This is a genomic window from Sphingorhabdus sp. (assembly GCF_040079335.1).
Lineage (GTDB): Bacteria > Pseudomonadota > Alphaproteobacteria > Sphingomonadales > Sphingomonadaceae > Sphingorhabdus_B.
In genome coordinates, this window is the sequence record NZ_JBEBKL010000022.1 from 14,883 (window position 1) to 34,285 (window position 19,403).

At 58.3% G+C, this 19,403-nt stretch carries 13 protein-coding genes; 11 read left to right on the forward strand and 2 right to left on the reverse strand.

The annotated features are described in order from the left end of the window. Positions 1-5: 5 nt before the first annotated feature. From fdhF to ABL922_RS07815, 5 genes are all read left to right on the forward strand, one after another. Positions 6-2,846 carry a formate dehydrogenase subunit alpha gene (gene fdhF / locus ABL922_RS07795; protein WP_349023647.1) on the forward strand — a complete coding sequence of 947 codons (2,841 nt, stop codon included), beginning with the start codon at positions 6-8 and terminating at the stop codon, positions 2,844-2,846. Next, positions 2,846-3,634, forward strand: a complete 789-nt coding sequence (gene fdhD / locus ABL922_RS07800) for a formate dehydrogenase accessory sulfurtransferase FdhD (RefSeq protein WP_349023648.1) — start codon at positions 2,846-2,848, stop codon at positions 3,632-3,634. The genes fdhF and fdhD overlap by 1 nt, the downstream gene beginning before the upstream one ends. An 88-nt stretch (positions 3,635-3,722) precedes the next feature. Beyond that, entirely contained in the window at positions 3,723-5,042 is a 1,320-nt protein-coding gene (locus ABL922_RS07805) for an MFS transporter (RefSeq protein WP_349023670.1), read from the forward strand. 55 nt (positions 5,043-5,097) lie between these two features. Further along, the gene (locus tag ABL922_RS07810; protein WP_349023649.1) at positions 5,098-6,303 is read left to right on the forward strand and encodes a glycoside hydrolase family 68 protein; all 1,206 of its coding nucleotides are present in this window, start codon (positions 5,098-5,100) and stop codon (positions 6,301-6,303) included. A 2-nt stretch (positions 6,304-6,305) separates the two neighbouring features. After that, positions 6,306-7,175: an ROK family protein gene (locus ABL922_RS07815; RefSeq protein WP_349023650.1), complete on the forward strand. Its 870-nt coding sequence runs from the start codon at positions 6,306-6,308 to the stop codon at positions 7,173-7,175. On the opposite strand, the gene ABL922_RS07820 is transcribed toward ABL922_RS07815, so the two are convergent. Further along, entirely contained in the window at positions 7,159-8,163 is a 1,005-nt protein-coding gene (locus ABL922_RS07820) for a LacI family DNA-binding transcriptional regulator (protein ID WP_349023651.1), read from the reverse strand. The two genes, ABL922_RS07815 and ABL922_RS07820, sit on opposite strands and share 17 nt — an antisense overlap. A 211-nt stretch (positions 8,164-8,374) precedes the next feature. On the opposite strand from ABL922_RS07820, the gene ABL922_RS07825 reads away from it, so the two are divergent. The 5 genes from ABL922_RS07825 to ABL922_RS07845 all read left to right on the forward strand — a co-directional run bounded on the left by ABL922_RS07825 (position 8,375) and on the right by ABL922_RS07845 (position 17,010). Further along, positions 8,375-10,903: a TonB-dependent receptor gene (locus tag ABL922_RS07825; RefSeq protein WP_349023652.1), complete on the forward strand. Its 2,529-nt coding sequence runs from the start codon at positions 8,375-8,377 to the stop codon at positions 10,901-10,903. 171 nt (positions 10,904-11,074) lie between these two features. Continuing rightward, positions 11,075-12,586, forward strand: a complete 1,512-nt coding sequence (locus ABL922_RS07830) for a tryptophan halogenase family protein (RefSeq protein WP_349023653.1) — start codon at positions 11,075-11,077, stop codon at positions 12,584-12,586. Continuing rightward, complete coding sequence (locus ABL922_RS07835; RefSeq protein ID WP_349023654.1) at positions 12,487-13,962, forward strand: putative 2OG-Fe(II) oxygenase; 1,476 nt, start codon at positions 12,487-12,489, stop codon at positions 13,960-13,962. Before ABL922_RS07830 ends, ABL922_RS07835 begins: the two co-directional genes overlap by 100 nt. A 110-nt stretch (positions 13,963-14,072) precedes the next feature. Continuing rightward, positions 14,073-16,112, forward strand: coding sequence for a glycoside hydrolase family 97 protein (locus ABL922_RS07840; RefSeq protein ID WP_349023655.1), 2,040 nt, complete (start codon positions 14,073-14,075; stop codon positions 16,110-16,112). Positions 16,113-16,221: 109 nt separating this feature from the next. Continuing rightward, positions 16,222-17,010 (forward strand): DUF2569 domain-containing protein, encoded by a 789-nt coding sequence (locus ABL922_RS07845; RefSeq protein WP_349023656.1) that lies wholly within the window; start codon positions 16,222-16,224, stop codon positions 17,008-17,010. A gap of 244 nt (positions 17,011-17,254) precedes the next feature. Here the strand turns inward: ABL922_RS07845 and ABL922_RS07850 are convergent, their stop codons facing one another. Beyond that, positions 17,255-17,683, reverse strand: coding sequence for a hypothetical protein (locus ABL922_RS07850; RefSeq protein WP_349023657.1), 429 nt, complete (start codon positions 17,681-17,683; stop codon positions 17,255-17,257). 326 nt (positions 17,684-18,009) lie between these two features. On the opposite strand from ABL922_RS07850, the gene ABL922_RS07855 reads away from it, so the two are divergent. Continuing rightward, positions 18,010-19,104, forward strand: coding sequence for a phosphatase PAP2 family protein (locus tag ABL922_RS07855; protein ID WP_349023658.1), 1,095 nt, complete (start codon positions 18,010-18,012; stop codon positions 19,102-19,104). The last annotated feature ends 299 nt before the right edge of the window (positions 19,105-19,403 follow it).

Below are 19,403 nucleotides of genomic sequence, written 5' to 3' on the forward strand. Positions count from 1 at the left end.
AGGCGTTGGCGATCCTGAAGGAAAAGGATTTCGGCACCCCGGCTGCCACCTCCGAACGGATGGTGCAGATCGAGATTGATGGCTTTGCCGTCAGCGTTGCCGAGGGCACGTCGATCATGCGTGCAGCGAATAGCCTTGACCTGCCGATCCCGAAATTATGCGCAACCGACAGCCTGAAAGCCTTCGGTTCCTGCCGCCTGTGCCTTGTCGAAGTCGAAGGCCGCAAGGGCACCCCCGCATCGTGCACCACCCTTGCCGAAGAGGGCATGAAGGTGCGCACGCAGAGCGAGCGGCTGGCCAAGCTGCGTAAGGGTGTGATGGAGCTCTATATCTCCGACCATCCGCTCGACTGCCTGACCTGCAGCGACAATGGCGATTGCGAATTGCAGGATATGGCCGGTGCCGTGGGCCTGCGCGAAGTCCGCTATGGGCATGACGGAGAAAACCACACCCAATCCGCCAAAGATGAGAGCAACCCTTATTTCACCTATGACATGTCCAAATGCATCGTCTGTTCGCGCTGCGTGCGTGCTTGCGACGAGGTTCAGGGAACGCTGGCGCTGACCATCGAAGGACGCGGTTTTGACTCGCGCGTGGCGGTGTCGCTCGGCGAAAATTTCTTCGACAGCGAATGCGTGTCGTGCGGCGCCTGCGTGCAGGCCTGCCCCACCGCGACGTTGCAGGAAAAGAGCGTCATCGACTTTGGCGTGCCCGATCGGACGGTGCTGACCACCTGCGCCTATTGCGGCGTAGGCTGTTCGTTCAAGGCGGAACTCAAGGGCGATCAGGTCCTGCGCATGGTGCCCTATAAGGATGGCAAGGCCAATCACGGCCACAGCTGCGTCAAGGGTCGCTTTGCCTTTGGCTATGCCACCCACCCCGACCGCATCACAAAGCCTATGATCCGCAAGGCCATTACCGATCCTTGGCGCGAAGTTAGCTGGGAAGAAGCCATCGGCTTTGCTGCAGACCGGCTGAAGGCCGCGCAAGCCCAATATGGCCGCAAATCGATTGGCGCGATTACATCCTCACGCTGCACCGCTGAAGAAATCTGGGTGGTGCAGAAACTGGTGCGCACCTCCTTTGCCAACAACAACGTCGATACCTGCGCGCGCGTCTGCCATTCGCCCACCGGCTATGGCCTGAAGCAGACTTATGGCACCTCGGCGGGCACGCAAGATTTTGACAGTGTGATGGAGGCGAACGTCATCCTTGTCATCGGCGCGAACCCGACAGACGCGCATCCGGTCTTTGCCTCGCAAATGAAGCGCCGTCTGCGCAAAGGCGCCAGACTGATCGTCGCTGATCCGCGCTCAATCGATCTTGTCCGCTCGCCGCATATCGAGGCCGCCTATCACCTGCCCCTGCTGCCCGGCACCAATGTCGCGCTGATCAATGCGATGACGCATGTGATCGCGACCGAAGGCCTGCTCGATGAAGCCTTTATCAAGGAACGGTGCGACTTGCCCTCTTTCGCTGAATGGCTGGATTTCATTCGCGGTGCGGAAAACGCGCCCGAAAATGTGGCCGCGATCACCGGCGTTCCAGCAGAGGACATCCGCGCTGCCGCCCACCTCTACGCCACCGGCGGAAATGCAGCGATCTATTATGGGCTGGGCGTCACCGAACATAGCCAAGGCTCGACCATGGTGATGGGCATGGCCAATCTGGCGATGGCGACGGGCAATATCGGACGACGCGGCGTGGGCGTGAATCCCCTGCGCGGACAGAACAATGTTCAAGGCTCGTGCGACATGGGCAGCTTCCCGCACGAACTGCCCGATTATCGCCCGGTCAGCGACGATGCGGTGCGCAAGGTATTTGAGGATGCCTGGGGCGTATCGATGGACGCAGAGCCCGGCTACCGCATCCCCAATATGTTCGACGAAGCCTGTGCGGGCACCTATAAGGGCATGTATATTCAGGGCGAGGATGTCGCCCAGTCAGACCCCAATACCACGCATGTCGAAGCGGCGCTCTCCGCGCTCGACATCTTGATCGTCCAAGATCTGTTCCTCAACGAAACCGCACGTTTCGCCCACGTCTTCCTCCCCGGCACGTCGTTCCTCGAAAAGGATGGCACCTTCATCAACGCCGAACGCCGTGTAAACCGCGTCCGCCCCGCGATGAAGGAGAAGACCGGCAAGGCCGAATGGGAAGTGACGCAGGAACTGGCGCAAGCACTGGGCTATCCGATGCATTACGACAATGCGGCGCAGATCATGGACGAGATTGCACAGCTCGCCCCCTCCTTCGCCAATATCTCGTTCGAGATGCTTGACCGGGTCGGATCGGTGCAATGGCCGTGCAACGACGCGGCGCCTGAAGGTACACCGATCATGCATGTCGAAGGTTTCGTGCGTGGCAAGGGCCAGTTCGTCACCACCGAATATGTGCCTACCGAAGAGAAGACCAACCGCAAATTCCCGCTGATCCTGACGACAGGCCGAATCCTCAGCCAGTATAATGTAGGCGCGCAGACACGGCGCACGCACAATGTCGATTGGTGGGAAGAGGATGTCCTCGAAATTCATCCGTCCGATGCGGAAATGCGGGGCGTGCGCGAGGGGCAATGGGTGTCGGTGCGGTCGCGCAAGGGCGAGACTGTTGTGCGCGCAAAGATTTCCGAACGGATGCAGCCGGGCGTGGTCTATACCACCTTTCACCATCCCGAGACCGGGGCGAATGTGGTGACTACCGAACTGTCGGACTGGGCAACCAATTGCCCGGAATATAAGGTCACGGCGGTCGAAGTTACGCCCGCCAACCATAAATCCGAATGGCAGCAAGACTATGCCGAGCATGCGGATGAAATGCGGCGGATTGCCGGGGTTCCGGCGGAATAGTGTTTCCTGTAACCGTCACCGGCACACCTCCTGCAGTCGAACAGGATATCGGCCTGAGCAATGGTGCGCATTGGGCAGTGCCGGAGGAAACACCGGTTGCCTTCGTCTATGGGGGTAGCAACTATGCCGTGATGCTGGCGACCCCGGCCGACCTGATAGATTTTGCCACAGGCTTCTCGATGACCGAAGGAGTCATCGATGCCCCCGACGATATTGCATCACTCGACATCCACCATCTGGCGCAGGGCACCGATTTGCGGCTGCGGTTGAACGAACGCTGCCAACAACGGCTGGACTTGCGCCAACGCCGCCGCACGCTTCCAGGCAATGCCGGATGCGGGCTTTGCGGGATCGAGAATGCAGAGGAGTTTTTCCAGCCGCTGAAACCGGTTGCTGAAAAAGTGGTGCAGCTCAAAGACGCGGTTGTCGAACGTGCCTTTAATGAACTGCCCACGCACCAGCCACTAAACGCCGCCACGCGAACCGTCCACGCTGCCGCATGGGCTGGCCCTGACGGCGGCATTGTGCTCGCCCGCGAGGACGTCGGTCGCCATAACGCGCTCGATAAACTGCTGGGTGTTCTGGCAACGGAGGGAGCAGATTTAGGTTCCGGCTTTATCGTCATGTCGAGCCGTTGTTCCTATGAGATTGTGCAGAAGGCAGCGCGCATGGGCGTCTCTGCTATTGCCTGCCTTTCCGCGCCAACGGCTTTTGCGATTCGCAAAGCGCGTGAAGCGAATATCGCCATCCATGTCCGCGACGGCAGCGGAACAGCCGCAATTTCCTAGCAGGAGCGACGTACGGCATATCAGTCTTGCAATCGATTGCAAATCTGCATAGGCTGAACGCGAGAGAGAGGGACTAACCGTGACAGCCATGCAAAAGCCGCACCTTTCGGTCGCGCAAATCCTGCAGATGAATCTGGGTTTTCTGGGGCTGCAATTCAGCTTTGGCCTGCAGCAGGCGAATATGTCCCCCATTTGGGGCTATCTGGGTGCCGAGGAATCGAACTTCGCGTGGCTGGGTATCGCGGGGCCGCTGACGGGCCTGATCGTCCAGCCGATCATCGGATCGATGAGCGATCGCACCAGTTCGCGCTGGGGCCGGCGCACGCCCTATTTCCTGATCGGCGCCGTAATGTGCTGCCTGGGCCTGTTTTTCATGCCGCTGTCGGCGAGCATCTTGATGGCCTTCTCGTTGCTCTTCCTGCTCGACGTCGGCAACAATGTGACGATGGAGCCCTATCGCGCCTATGTGAACGACCGGCTAAATGCCGACCAGCGCAGCTTCGGTTTCCTCAGCCAGAGCGCTTTTACCGGTCTGGCGCAATGTCTCGCCTATCTCAGCCCGACTATCCTTGTCTTCTTCTTCGGCCTTAGCCGCGATGCAACCTCGGCAGGCAATATCCCGACCTTCACCCTGGTATCCTTCTGGATCGGTGCCGCGCTGTCGATCGGGACAATCCTCTGGTCGATCCTGCGCGTGCCCGAATTAGCGTTGTCCGAAAACGAAAAGGCGCGGATCGCTGCCCTTCCCAAAACGGCGGGTGCGACGATGCGCGAGATCTGGGACGCCCTTCGCGAAATGCCCAATGCGATGCGCGCGATGGCGGTGATGAGCCTGTTCCAATGGTATGCGATGTCGGGCTATTGGGGCTATGTCACCAACTCGATTTCGCGCTCGGTCTATGGCACCGCGGACGCCAGCACAGCTGCTTATCGCGAAGCCGTGCTAACCAATGGACAGGTCGGCGCCTTTTTCAACCTGATCGCCTTTGTCTCTGCACTCGCGATGGCACCGCTCGCGCGCAAGGTCGGTGCCGGAAGACTGCATGCCGTGTGCCTGACGCTTGCCGGTATCGCCATGCTGACCATACCGCATATCGGCGACAAATCTCTGCTGTTCGTCGCCGCCATCGGCATCGGCCTTGGCTGGGGCAGCATCATGGGCAATCCCTATATCATCCTCGCCGACACAATCCCGCCCGAGCGGACCGGGGTTTATATGGGTATCTTCAACATGTTCATCTGTGTACCGATGCTGATCTTCGCGGGCACGATGACCTTTGCCTATGAACCCTTGCTCGGTGGCGATGCGCGCAACGTCCTGATTGTTTCCGGCGTCTGCATGCTGCTGGCGGCGATCGCGGTGTACCGGATCAAGGAAGGTCGCGCGCACCCTGCCCATCCAGCCTGAAGGCTTTCCAAATCCCGCAACGATAGACCATTTATGCAATCGATTGTTGTAATCCATGAAAACCGCGATTATGGCGTCCGCTAACGCACCGGGAGTGAGTGAATTGCACGTTTCATTGGCAGACATTTCGACGTCGCACTGGCGCGCCTGGCATGTCGCGGCGCTTGCCGATTTCAGCGAACAGACCATCCCGCAAGCGCCTGCAAACCTCGCCCGAACGCTGCTCGACGGACTATATCTGTGGGATATGTGGCCGCTGCAGCTTTCCGATGGCAGCACAGCCAAGCCTGATGGCTGGACCGTATGGTTCATCCTCTCGTCACCCGCCATCCCCGATCCGGACCTGCGCCACGGTCTTGCGCGCATCCGCCTCGTCATCGAAAAGGATGGTGAGTGGCGCGATTGCGGCAACGCGCTTCCCGATGGCCACAATCCCGGAAGCCGTGAATGGGCGGGCACGTCGGTGTTCGATCCCGATACCGGCAAGGTCACATTATTCTACACCGTTGCAGGCTATCCGGGCGAAGACCCGATCACTTTTGCGCAACGGCTATTCCAGACCAGCGGCAAATTGCGTTTCGAATATGGTGTTGCCGAAATCACCGACTGGTGCGCCCCGACGGAATCTGTGGAGTCCGATGGGCACCACTATATGATCGTCAACCAGAAGGAAGGCGTTCCCGGCTTCATTAAGGGCTTTCGTGACCCGGCCCATTTCCGCGATCCCGCAACCGGCGGCGATTTCCTGCTCTTCACCGGCTCTATTCCAAACGCCAAGAGCGACTGGAACGGGTGCATCGGCATTGCCGAGGCAACAAGCGCCGGTTTTTCGGGATGGCAGTTACTCCCCCCGCTCGTCGCAGCTGATGGTCTGAACAATGAGCAGGAACGCCCGCACGTAATTGTGCAGGGCGGGCTCTATTACCTCTTCTGGTCGACGCAGCGAAAGGTGTTCGAACCAAAGGGTCCCAACGGCCCCAACGGTTTGTACGGTATGGTCGCGCCCAGCCTCTTCGGTCCCTATGAGCCGATCAACGGTACCGGGCTGGTGGCAGCAAACCCCGACAGCGAGCCGTTCCAATATTATAGCTGGTGGGTCATGGACGATTTGCAGGTCGCGAGCTTCGTCGATCTGGTCGGAGTCGGTACTGGACCCGTTACAGATGACCCCGCGTGGCGCCGTGAACATTTTGGCGGCGTCCCTGCCCCGCGCTTCCGCATTTGCCTTGACGGCAACCGCGCTTGGGTCGACCAAGGCTGACTATGACTGCCTATGGATTGATCGAAGCGGGCGGCACCAAATTCGTGCTTGGTATTGCCGACGCGGATCGCACGATACGCGCAACACATCGCATCCCGACAACGACGCCGGATGAAACCATTGGCGCCGCTGTTCACTGGTTCAAGGCGCAAGACGAGCCATTGGCTGCCATCGGTATCGGATCCTTCGGCCCACTCCAACTTGATAAGGCCGCAGCGGATTGGGGCCATATAACCCGCACCCCCAAACCGCATTGGGCAAATACCGACTTGGTCGGTCCTTTTACCGAGGCCTTTGGATGTCCGGCAGCCATTGAGACCGATGTCAATGCCGCTGCGCTTGCAGAGGCCAAATGGGGCGCTGGTACATGTTGCGGCTCGCTGCTCTATTTGACGATCGGGACGGGTATTGGCGGCGGTTTTGTCAGCGGTGGTCGCTTGTTGCACGGTCTGTCTCACCCGGAAATGGGCCATATCCGCTTGCCTCGCCATCCGGACGATATGGAATTCAAGGGCGCCTGCCCCTTTCACGGCGATTGCCTCGAAGGTCTTGCGAGCGGTCCGGCGATCATCGCGCGATGGGGCCGCTCGCTTTCTGAGCTAGCGCCTGACCATCCGGGTAAAGCCATTATCGCCTGGTATCTGGCGCAGGCCATCGTCACCTTTCAGGCCGTCATGGAACCCGAGCGCATCGTACTCGGTGGTGGTGTAACAGGCACAGCTGGCCTGCTCGACCTTGTCCGCACCGAGGCCAAATCTGCTGCTGCGGCCTATTTTGCAGGTGATCCCGAAAAGGTGATTGTCGCACCGGGATTGGGAGAGCAGTCTGGTTTGCTCGGCGCACTTGCCGTAGCGCTCAGCTCGACATCCTGACGATCAACTGCGGCTCCATCACCACCGATTGCGTATCTTCGCCCGCGATCCGGCGCAGCAGCATATCGACCATATGGTGCGCTCCCTGCGTTAGGTCCTGACTCACAGTTGATAGCCGTGGCACAGTCTGTTCGCAGATCGCCAGACCGTCATAGCCGATGACATGGACATCGCCGGGAACCGCAAGCCCGAATTCGGACAAGGCCCGCAATGCGCTCATCGCGATAACGTCGGATGCGGCAACAATGCCTTGCGGACGTTCGCCAACCGATCCCAGATAGCGCGCAATGTCGGGATGCGCGGCCTCTGCCACCAGATGTGCGGGCAAGACTGACAGAGTTTCGGACAACCCGGCCTCCGCCATGGCATCACGGCAGCCTTCCAGACGCTGCCCGATTTCGAGCGCTTTGGGATCGCCGAAAAAGGCCAGTCGGCTGCACCCGCGATCAATCAGATGCTTGGCCGCCATAAAGCCGCCCTTACGGTTGTCCGATCCGACCGAGCAGTGCACCTGTCCCTCGGTGTAGCCACCCCATACTACCAAGGGCCGATAGCGCGTCGCCACCCTGTCGAGCGTTGCAACCTGATCTGATTGGCCGATGACAATAAGTCCATCGACTCGACCCGAATCGACAAAGCGATCTAGCCAGTTGCCGTCCGTCGGGATCACGCGCGAAAGGACAAGGTCATAGCCTTTTTCGGTCAGTGCATCGGCGAGCAGACCGAGCATAGTGATGAAGAACGGGTCCGAGATATGCTGGCCGGTTTCATGCCCGAGCGGAATCAGCACGCCGATGGCGCCGGTGCGCTGGATGCGCAAGTTGCGCGCCATGATATTCGGCCGGAACCCATGTTCATCCGCCAGCGCCTGTATTTTCTCCCGTGTTTTCTTGCTGATAAGTTCGGACCCGGCGAGCGCGCGCGAAACCGTGCCGGTCGATACACCGGCGAGTTCGGCGATATCCTTGATTGTCCGAACCTTGACCATGCTTGGCTGAATTCCCTGTTGTCTTCCATCCTTGCCGGATAACAGTATAGAATTGCAAGACGAATTTGCGGCATTTTTGCAACGGCTCGCATAAAAAACAATCGATTGCATTTTTGCATTGCAATCGATTGTCATTGCTGTATCCACCCCATGCGATCGTCGGCCAGGAAAGGCCTTCGGCGATAGGATTGGATCGATACTGGGAGGTGTTATGCGCAAGGCATATCTAAGGACATTTGCATCTGCAGCGACTCTGGGGCTGGCTTTGGCGAGCCCTGCAATGGCGCAGGATGAGGCCGCAGCTTCGGAAGAAGAAGCCGGCATGCTCGACGAAATCGTCGTCACAGCGTCTGGGCGGGACCAGACCAAGATCGAAAGCTCGATCTCGGTCACCAGCGTCAATGCGCAAATGATACAGGATTTCCAGCCCAGTTCCGAAGCTGAAGTCTTCAAGCTTCTTCCCGGCATTCAGGTGCCCGGCACCTCGGGCCCTGGTGGTAACTCGAACATCGCGGTTCGCGGCCTTCCCGTTGCAACCGGCGGTGCGCCGTTCGTGCAGTTGCAGGAAGACGGCCTGCCCGTCGTGCTGTTCGGTGACATCCAGTTCGGTAACAACGACTATTGGACGCGCTTTGATCCGTCGGTCGCCAATATCGAAGCGGTTCGCGGCGGCTCCGCCACAACCTTCGCCTCGCAGGCACCTGGTGCTGTCATCAACTATATCAGCAATTATGGTCGCGAAGAGGGTGGTTATGTCGAGCTGAAAAAAGGTATCGACTATAACGAAACCCAGCTCAACTTCCGCTATGGCGGTTCGCTGACCGACAGCATGAATTTCCACGTCGGCGGCTTCTTCAAAAAGGGCCGTGGTCCGCTCGACGCTGGTTACAACACCAGCGAAAGCCTGCAGGTTAAGGCAAATCTCACGCAGGAATTTGCCGACGGCAAAGGCTATTTCCGCCTGCTGTTCAAATATGCCGACACACAGGAACCCAACTACACCGGCGCCCCGGCCCTCGCTGCCATCAGCGGCGGCAAGGTAACTTCGGTTGGCGCATGGCCGGGCTTTGACGGCCGCAAGGACACCAACTATTCGAAGTACAACCAAAGCTTCCTGATCTACAACCGCGATGGCGATCTGGAGCGGGTGAAGATGGACGGCATCACCACCAAGCAGAAGTCGATCGGTGGCCAATTCCACTATGAATTCTCGGACAATTTCACCGTAGATAACAACTTCCGCTGGTCCGACATCAGCGGCGGTTTTGCGTCACCCTTCCTCGGCATTGCGACCCGTGCGAGCGTGCTCGGTTCGACCGTTAACGGCCGCACCGTTGCTGCGATCCGCTATGCAAGCGGGCCGAACGCTGGCCAGCTCTACACAGGCACCTATGTCGACAATAACGTCAACGTCAAAACCAACATCCGCGATCTTGGCAGCCTGGTGAATGACCTGACGCTGGCAGGCAAGTTCGACACCGGCTTTGCCGAACTGACCGCACGCGTCGGCTATTTCTACATGGATCAGGACATTGCGATGGACTGGCATGTGAATAAGTCGCTGCGCGAACTGAGCGGCAACAGCCCTTCGCAGCTTGATCTCTATGATAGCGCCACACTGACCGGCGTCGCCAACAAGATCACGCAGGAAGGCATCTCCGGTTACAACAACAACTGGGGCAATTGCTGCGCACGTGACTATGATCTGTCCTACACCAACACCGCGCCTTATGCGCAGCTGGTGCTCGACAATGATGACTTCAATCTCGACGGCAGCGTCCGCTTCGAACGGGTGAAGGCAGCGGGCTACACCATTGGTGGTGGTGCTGAGTTCAACATCAACTCGAACGGCGTGTTGATCCCGACGATGACAGCCAATGGCGCGCGTGAAATCCTCGACTACAGCCGCAGCTACACCAGCTGGACCGTTGGTGGTCTGTGGAAGGTTTCGCCTGACCTGTCGCTCTTCGGTCGCACCTCAAAGGGTGGCCGCTTCAACAGCGACCGCCAGACTGTCAGCGGCAAGTTTAACGCCGATGGCAGCCTTTGCACCCGTGCACAGGCAACCGCGCTGGCTTGCACCGACGGTGTCACACCTTCGGTCGACTTCGTCACCCAGCACGAAATCGGCATCAAGAACCGTGGTTCGCTCGGCAGCGGTCGTTACTCGGTTGAATTCACCCTGCTGAAGGGCGATTTCAAACGCAGCGACTTTGAACCGACCGTCACCGGCATCTGCCCGGGCGGCGGCTGCGTCATCGACAACAGCTTCAAGACCAAGGGTGCGGAATTCTTCGCGACTTTGAACATCGGCGATTTCAACTTCATCGCCAATGCGACCTACACGAAGGCGAAGCAGAAGTTCACCTCGACCCGCAACGGCACGCAGGTGGCAGGCTCGGCCAACTTTGGTCGCGCCCTCGGCATCCCCGATCTCAGCTACTCGCTCACTGCATCCTATGACGTTGCCGAAATCGCAACGCTGGGCGTGACCGCGGTTGGCCAGTCGGGCACTTTTGACGGCACGCTCGAATATCCCGGTAAGACAGTCTTCAACACCAATTTGAAGGTCCGTCCGATGGAAAATCTTGAGCTCGGCCTCAACGTCTACAACCTGTTCAACACCTATGACGCGCGCGGCAATGGTGTGGGCGTGTTCCAGACGGGTACGCCAGCAGGCATTACCGGCACACCGGTGATCGGCCAGACCTTCACGGGCTCGCTACGCTTCAGCTTCTAATCGGGGGAGCGAAGGCGCGCCGGGTCGCATCGGGCGCGCCTTCCACCGATCAGACTAACTCTTGCAGATTGCCTCCACGGTCTGCAGAGACATTCGGGGATTGCAGCGGCTCAGCCCTTGCAATCCCTTTTTTTATTGGCGCAGCGCGCGCATTTTTGAGATGGGACGGATGTGACACACCCCGACAAGGCGATACGCGAGATATTGATCGTTGGCGGCGGCTCGGCAGGCTGGATGACGGCGGCTGCGCTCTCCAATGTGCTCACGCAAGGTTGCACGATCACGCTGGTCGAGTCTGAGGAGATCGGCACCGTCGGCGTCGGTGAAGCGACCATCCCGCCGATCCGCACATTCAACCAGATGCTCGGCATCGACGAGCGCGAGTTCGTCCGCGAAACGCAAGGCTCGTTCAAACTGGGTATCGAGTTTGTCGATTGGGGCAGTCTCGGCAACCGCTATTTCCACCCCTTTGGCCCGCACGGGAAGCCATACGACATCCTCTCGGTACACCAGCAATGGCTGCGCGACCGCGAAGCAGGTGAGACAAGCAATTTCGACGATCTCAGTATGGCCTGGCACATGGCCAAGGCGGGGCGGTTCAACCTGCCCAGCCCCGATCAGCGTAATGTGTTGTCCACCTTTGACTATGCCTTTCATTTCGATGCCGGGCGTTATGCGCGTTATCTGCGCGGCTATTCGGAACAGCGCGGCGTGCGTCGGGTTGAAGGCAAAATTGCCGATGTCCGGCTGAATGGCGAAAGTGGTTTTGTCGAAGGCGTCACGCTGCAGGATGGCCGCACGATTGATGCCGAATTGTTCATCGATTGCTCCGGCTTTCGCGGGCTGCTGATCGAAAGTGCATTGCAGACCGGCTATGAAGACTGGACGCACTGGCTGCCGTGCGACCGCGCGGTCGCAATGCCCTGCGCCAAGGCCGGTGAGCCCACCCCTTTTACCCGATCAACCGCGCGCGAGGCGGGCTGGCAATGGCGCATCCCGCTGCAGCACCGCACCGGCAATGGCTATGTCTATTCGAGCCAGTTTCTTTCGGACGACGCAGCGATTGAAACCTTGCGCGCCAATCTCGACGGAGCGCCATTGGCGGACCCCAACCAGCTCCGTTTTGTCACCGGCATGCGACGCAAATTCTGGAACAGGAATGTCATCGCCATCGGCCTTTCGAGCGGCTTTATGGAACCATTGGAATCGACCAGCCTGCATCTGATCCAGGCCGGTATTTCGAAGTTGCTGGCGCTGTTCCCAGACCGCGATTTCGATCCGCTGCTGATCGACGAATATAACCATATCGCGATCACTGAATTCCAGCGCATCCGCGATTTCCTGATCCTGCACTATAAGCTGACGACGCGCGATGACAGCGAACTGTGGCGCTATTGCGCGGCAATGGACATCCCCGACACGCTGCAGTTCAAGATCGATCATTTCCGCCGCTATGGCCGACATATCGCGCGCGACATGGACCTGTTCGGAGCGCCGAGCTGGCATGCTGTGCATATCGGCCAGGGCAATATCCCCGAAGCGAGCGATCCCATAGGAGCCTATCGCAACGACGAAGGCCGTGAATGGCTGCGCAAGCTGCGCGCGGCGATGGCATCGGCGGCGGTGCAGCAACCGACCCACCAGCAATTCATCGACCAGCATTGCAAGGCCCCGGCGATTTGACCGACCTGATCCAGCGGGCCGCCGAATTGCGTGCGGCGCAGCGGATGGAAGAGGCGCTGGAAACAATCGCGCAAGCCGCAAAGCTTCACCCCGAAGATCCGCGCGCTGCGTTCGGGTTTGCGCAGATCAGCTTTGAATGCTGGCGTCCGGCAGCTGCGCTTTTTGCCCATGCCCGCACGCTCGTTCCCGGCAATCCCGATATTATCCGCAACCACGCGCTGGCCTTGGCTGCGGAAGGCGATGGTGCGAGGGCCCGGAGGCTGTTGGAAGATACCCTGAAAGCCGCACCCGGCTGGGTCGATGGCCACCGAATTCTGGCTGTGCAGCGCATTACCGAGGGTGACGAAGCAGGTTTTGATCGCAACTATGCCGCAGCGGTAAAATCCGAACCTCAAAATACTGCGCTTTGGATGGGATGGTTCCAATTGCACGCCCAGCGCAAGAATTGGGACCGGGCTGGTGAAGTGCTGCGCGATGCTATGGCGCAGATTACCCGCAACCGTTCGCTTGAACTGGCCACATTGTATCTCGCCAGCGAGTCCGGTTCGGCGCGCGACGATGCGGAGTTGTTCGATGCGATCGCCGATCTGGCAGACCCAGGCATCGATCTCTGCCGCGTGCGTCACCATTTGCGTGACGGCGATGCGCAAAGTGCGATGGCGATTGCCGAGCGCCACACCAACGGGCCGGCAGCCCGCATGTTCTGGCCCTATCTCAGCCTGTGCTGGCGGTTGCTGGATGATCCGCGCGCTGGCTGGCTTGATGGAGCACCCATATTTGCCGATGCAATCGACCTCGATTTCTCCGCTGCCGAATTGGCAGAGCTAGCCGAAGTGCTGCGCAGTCTGCACCGTCTGAAAGCCCCCTATCCCGACCAGTCGGTGCGCGGCGGAACGCAAACCGACCGGCAGCTTTTCTTCCACCCCGATCCGGCAATACAGGGAGCGCGGCGGAAAGTGGCGGAAGCCGTCCAAAACTATGTCGAAGCCCTGCCCGCCGTTGACGCCAGCCACCCGCTGCTCGGCCCGGCACGCGACCAGCCTGTGTTGTTCGAGGGCAGTTGGTCGGTAAGACTGGCGGGAGCTGGCTATCATGCGGCGCACACCCATGTGATGGGCTGGATCAGCTCCGCCCTCTATATTGTAGTTCCCGAGCCCATATCCGCAGGCTCCGCCCCAGCAGGACATCTGGCGCTCGGCACACCTCCGCCTGAGCTGGAGCTTTCTCTATCTGCATACCAGCACATAGAGCCCCAACCGGGTCGCCTCGCCCTCTTCCCGTCGACCCTGTGGCACGGCACCGAACCCTTTGCCGAAGGCGAGCGGATGACAATTGCATTCGACATACGAATTCCGCAGGTGTCAGCCGTTTTTTAACATACGTATTCCAGCTTCTGCACAGTTGTATGTCGCCCGCTTTGCCGCAATGAATAGCGCCAACCAAAACAGATCCGCGCAGGAAGCGGATCGACTGAGAGGAGCCAGTGATGCAGAAAAAGGCAGTTCAGGCAGCAGTTGTGGCGTTACTCGCGCACGGCGCGGTTCAAGGGGCTCCGCTTGCCACAGGCAGCTCGCCCGACGGATCAATCACCGTCAGTGTCGAACTGGATGGCGACGGGCGCGCCCATTACAGCGTCAGCCGCAAGGGCAAATTGCTGATCGCGCCGTCAAAGCTCGGATTCATCCTGACCGACAGTTACGACATGGTGCGCGGTTTCAAATTCGAAAGCGCGGAGACCAAGCCAACCGTCGACGAGAAATGGGAGCAGCCCTGGGGCGAGCGCCGTTTCGTGCGCAACCATTATAACGACCTGATCGTCCGTTTCCGCCAGCCAACCTATCTGAAGCGCGCGATGAACGTCCGCTTCCGCATTTACGATAACGGCGTCGGCTTCCGTTACGAGATTCCCGAGCAGGAAAATCTCAAGACGATGAAGATCGCTGACGAGATCACCGAATTTTCGGTCGCCAGCCCCGGCACGGCCTGGTGGATCACTGGCGGAGAGTGGAATCGCTACGAGCAGATTTATCAGAAGACCCCGATTGATGCCGTTTCGACTGCGCATACCCCAATCACGATGCGGCTCGACGATGGCACACATCTGTCGTTCCACGAAGCGGCCTTGATCGACTATTCGGCCTTCTGGTTCAAGCGCGGCGAGAAGCAGACCTTCCGCACAACGCTGTCGCCTTCGTCCAAAGGCCCACGCGTTATCCGCGACACGCCTTTCGCCACGCCCTGGCGCGCGATCCGCATCGGCGACAGCGCGGCAAGCCTTGTGGAGAACGACCTTGAGCTCAATCTCAACGAGCCCAACAAGCTGGGCGATGTCAGCTGGTTCCGCCCGCAAAAATATGTCGGCATCTGGTGGGGCATGATCTCGGGCAAATGGAGCTGGGCCGAAGGACCAAATCACGGCGCCACCACCGCACGCACCAAAGAGCATATCGATTTCGCCGCCAAGCACGGCTTTGGCGGGGTGCTGGTCGAAGGCTGGAACAAAGGCTGGAACGGCGAATGGTTCGGCCATGGCGACGAATTCAGCTTCACCGAAGCAGTGCCCGACTTCGACCTCAAGGCCGTCACCGACTATGCCCGCAAAAAGGGCGTCAAACTGATCGGGCATCATGAAACGGGCGGCAATATCGCGGTCTATGAAGCGCAACTCGATGATGCAATGAAGCTTTATAGCCAACTCGGCGTTGATGTGGTCAAGACCGGTTATGTCGCCGACGCGGGCGGCATCATCGCCCCCGGCGACAAGCCGGGCGAGGTGCGCAAGGAATGGCATGATGGCCAGCGACAGGTGCAGCACCATTTGAAGGTCGTCGAGACGGCGGCCAAATACAAGGTCGCGGTCAACCCGCATGAGCCGGTCAAGGATACCGGCCTGCGCCGCACTTACCCCAACTGGGTCGCCCGCGAAGGCGCGCGCGGCATGGAATACAACGCATGGGGCGAGTTCGCGAACGGGCCGGAACATGAGCCGACCTTGGTATATACCCGCATGCTTTCCGGGCCGATGGACTTCACCCCGGGTGTGCTTTCGCTGACCAGCCCGACAGGCAATGCCCTCGCTTCGACCCGCGCCAAGCAGCTGGGTCTTTACCTTGCACTTTATTCGCCGATCCAGATGGCAGCGGACCTGATCGAGAACCTCGCCAAATATCCCAAGGAATTGGAATTTATTGCAAAAGTTCCGGCAGACTGGGCAGAATCGAAGCTGATCGCAGGCGAAGTCGGTGAGTTCGCTATCTTCGCGCGCAAAGACCGCAACAGTGCGAATTGGTACGCGGGCGGCGTCAACGATGCTACCGCGCGAATGGTCGATATCGACTTCGCCTTTCTCGAACCCGGCAAGACCTATCGCGCCACGATTTACAAGGATGGCCCCGGTGCCACTTACAAATCCGATGCGCGGCACAATATCGCCTATGAAACCAGGACAGTGAAGCAGGGCGACAAGATGCCGGTCTGGCTAGCACCGGGCGGCGGTTTTGCGGCACAGCTGGAATTGGTGAAGTAGGCATCGTCGCGCCGCGATCCAAACCCGCCCGCCGAAATACTTTATTAACCCTGTCCGTTTAGCCTTGTTCCCGAACCACCCAAGGGTGAAATTTCGGGGGTAAGGCAATATGCAGGGCTGGATGAAGGAATTCGGCGAACAGCTGCACCGCAAGAGCGTTTGGGCGATAGCCTCGCTGGAGCATGGAATCGGGCGGTTGATTATCATCTGGGTGATGGTTGCTGGTGCCTTGTCCGCATTGCGTATCGCCTTCGCCGCCTCGCCGATCGATGGCCCGGTCGTGCTGCTGCAAACAATATTGCCCTATATCCTCGTTATCGGCGCGCCGGTTGCGGCATGCCTGATCGGCAACGCCCTATTCCAGCGCGGCGCCCTGTTCGAACAGCCCCAGATCCGCCTCGCCCGCTATGGCAAATGGAACGCCGTCGACTGCCTGACCGCTAGACAGCATAAATTGTTCGGTCCGACCGGCATTATGGCCTCGCTGGTGATCGGCATGATGATCAATGTGCCGGTGCGGAGCCTTGAATTCCTTGCCGCCGTCCCCGCGATGAACGGCCATGCACCGCTTTGGGGGCAGATGCTGTTCGCCGCGATGACGACCGACGTTGTCGTGATGAACTTTCTATATATGATCGCCTTCATGATGGCACTGCGCAACGTCCCATGGTTCCCGCGTTTTTTGCTGATGGTGTGGGGGGTGGACATAATTTCGCAGGTCAGCATCGCGCATTTTGTGAGCAACGCGCCAAACCTGCCGGTGCCGGTCGGGGATGCGATGGGTGATCTGCTGAGCGGCAATGTTAAGAAAGTGACGATCAGCGTTGCAATCTGGCTGCCCTATCTGCTGTTGTCGCAGCGGGTTAATCTGACCTATCGGGGGCGGCTGGCGGCCTGACGGGCGCAAATGCCATAGCCGCTGCAACCGCGAGCATCTTCAGTGGGTAGTTGTAGTAAAGTGCCGCGTCATACATGGCGAACACCAAAGTAGCCACGATCACTCCCAAAGCGGAAACATGAACGAGCAAGTCCATTTTCAACCGCGCAAATTGGACAACGGGCAGTATTGCCACCGCCAATAGGAAGACCCCTACAAACCCGGTTGCGAACAACGATAGCAGTACGATATTATGCGGCTGTCTTTATCCACGGAAGCTATTCCAATCCTGTAATTGAAATTGGTCGATCCCCCCACCGAAAATCGGTCGTTCCAATATTTTGGGCATAACCTCCAGCCACATCGCGACGCGGCCGTTGGACACATCGATATCTTCTCCTGCCACGTGAGCGAAGCGAATGATCCCGTATGACGGATTAGCGATCGGCAAAGTCAAACTCATCAAGGCAAATATTACGTGCAAGATAAAGACTAGCAGTGCCATCAACATCCGACCGGGCAGGCCGCGATAGCGAATGTTGTGCCGATCTGCGAAGCTGTAAGCTTGTTTTACTACACATCCCCCCCTGTACAACAGACGAATACAACCTGTTGCCTGCGATTCATACAGGCCATCGCTCTGCTTTCCATTGTTTTTTCGCCCGAATATCCAAAGGGCAGGAAGATTGTCCATTGCGGCTATTCACAACTACCTTCCAGTTCATTGTGGCGAAAAAGGAAGGCTAGAAATTATCGCGGTGGTCGCGCCCGAAACACAGGAGACCTCGAAAGTGTCGATCAGGGATACAATAAAATGCTACCATATGACGATGCGCATGGAATTCTTCGAACATCGCAAATATGGATATAACTTATGTCGCTATGAGCTTTCCATATTACGTTGAACTTGATAGCCGAGTAACAAGGCGGGAGTTAAGCAACACGAACATAAATGACCTATCGAATCATCCTTCAAATTCGAAAATGCTTTTGACGGACGGCGCAAGGGGGCGTTCGCAAATGCTGCATCTCAATCGTGCGTTGGGTGGATTCATTACTGCCTGTAAGGCAGACGCGCTGACGCTATCGGTCGGTGGTCTGTTCATATTAGCATCGCTCGCCGCAATGGCCAGCATCGGGATTTACGGTTTCCCTTTGGATGGAAGTTTTTCCCTGCTGCTTACATTTGCCGCCACTGCGGTTTTTTTTGGCGGATCTTTTTTGCTAATCGCACTTCTCCGCGAACGGCCGGAAAGCCCGATTGGCTTTACGCGAAAATTTTTGACGCGCCATGCCTCGTGGGAGCGCCTGATGCGGCATGTGCCGCTGATCCTTCTGGTTTCGCTGTTCCTCCCAGCTTTTTCAGGCGTAAAGAGTTCCATCTCGCTCTTTGCAACCTATAGCTGGGACGGGTTCTGGATTGAGGCCGACCGGATGATCCACGGGATGGATGCCTGGCGTTTAATCCATCCGGTTGTCGGCTACCCCTTTGTCACCTTCGTTCTGAGCGCGCTCTATATCGTCTGGCTGCCAATGCTGCTGATTGCGCTGGTCTATTTCTCTTTCCTCACGAACAAGCCGATATTGAGGGCTCAGTTTTTGCTCACCTATTTTTCGTGCTGGGCCATATTGGGTAGTCTGTGCGCAATCGCTTTTGCCTCGGTGGGCCCATGCTTCGTTCACCCTCTGGTCGGGCGAGAGGATTTCCTACCTCTGATGGACTATCTGGACTACGCCGACAGCCAATGGCCGATCTGGGTGATCCCTATCCAGGATCGGCTGGCCGCACAGTTGGCCGCAGGCAGCCGGGAGCTGGGCGCCGGCATCACGGCCATGCCGTCGATGCATGTCAGCATGGCTTTTCTCTATTGGCTGGCCGCGCGCCATGTGAACCGGTGGCTCGGCTGGGCGATGTTTGTCTATATGCTCTGCATATTGGTTGCCTCTGTGCATCTGGCCTATCATTATGCGGTCGATGGCTATTTATCGATTATCTTGACTCTACTGATTTGGAAGTTGTGCGGCCATTTCGCGGTCCGCGCGCATCCTTGGTTCAAACAATTGGAACCGCCGTTTTCCTCACCTTCGATCGACGCAAAAGCTAGTTCTAACTAAAGTTATATATCGTTAGTAAAGCGTTGTGATTCGGTGATTTTTTGGCAGGACTCGTTGTAAAAATACCGCATGGTTAACAAATCCCTAAAATAACTAGCTGTTAAAATTACGTAAATTTTACCTGTTGACCCTTGCAGCTGTTTAGCAGGATGGTTGCAGCATCAAGGGTGGACCATAGCGAGTGGGCCGGCGCGATGCTGGCAAAATAATAACAGGGTCGCGACGGTTCAATCACTACCCCCCCTTGGTTATCCACGATCCGGCATGAAGCTGGACGAGGAGACTCTCAAACTATGTAA

What these genes read in the sequence shown, in the direction of transcription:
- ABL922_RS07805 (WP_349023670.1), top strand. Translation starts at nt 3,723, where the DNA reads ATGCAAAAGCCGCACCTTTCGGTCGCGCAAATCCTGCAGATGAATCTG.
- ABL922_RS07810 (WP_349023649.1), top strand. Translation starts at nt 5,098, where the DNA reads ATGAAAACCGCGATTATGGCGTCCGCTAACGCACCGGGAGTGAGTGAA.
- ABL922_RS07815 (WP_349023650.1), top strand. Translation starts at nt 6,306, where the DNA reads ATGACTGCCTATGGATTGATCGAAGCGGGCGGCACCAAATTCGTGCTT.
- ABL922_RS07820 (WP_349023651.1), bottom strand. Translation starts at nt 8,163, where the DNA reads ATGGTCAAGGTTCGGACAATCAAGGATATCGCCGAACTCGCCGGTGTA.
- ABL922_RS07825 (WP_349023652.1), top strand. Translation starts at nt 8,375, where the DNA reads ATGCGCAAGGCATATCTAAGGACATTTGCATCTGCAGCGACTCTGGGG.
- ABL922_RS07835 (WP_349023654.1), top strand. Translation starts at nt 12,487, where the DNA reads ATGGCTGCGCAAGCTGCGCGCGGCGATGGCATCGGCGGCGGTGCAGCA.
- ABL922_RS07840 (WP_349023655.1), top strand. Translation starts at nt 14,073, where the DNA reads ATGCAGAAAAAGGCAGTTCAGGCAGCAGTTGTGGCGTTACTCGCGCAC.
- ABL922_RS07845 (WP_349023656.1), top strand. Translation starts at nt 16,222, where the DNA reads ATGCAGGGCTGGATGAAGGAATTCGGCGAACAGCTGCACCGCAAGAGC.
- ABL922_RS07850 (WP_349023657.1), bottom strand. Translation starts at nt 17,683, where the DNA reads ATGGACAATCTTCCTGCCCTTTGGATATTCGGGCGAAAAAACAATGGA.
- ABL922_RS07855 (WP_349023658.1), top strand. Translation starts at nt 18,010, where the DNA reads ATGCTGCATCTCAATCGTGCGTTGGGTGGATTCATTACTGCCTGTAAG.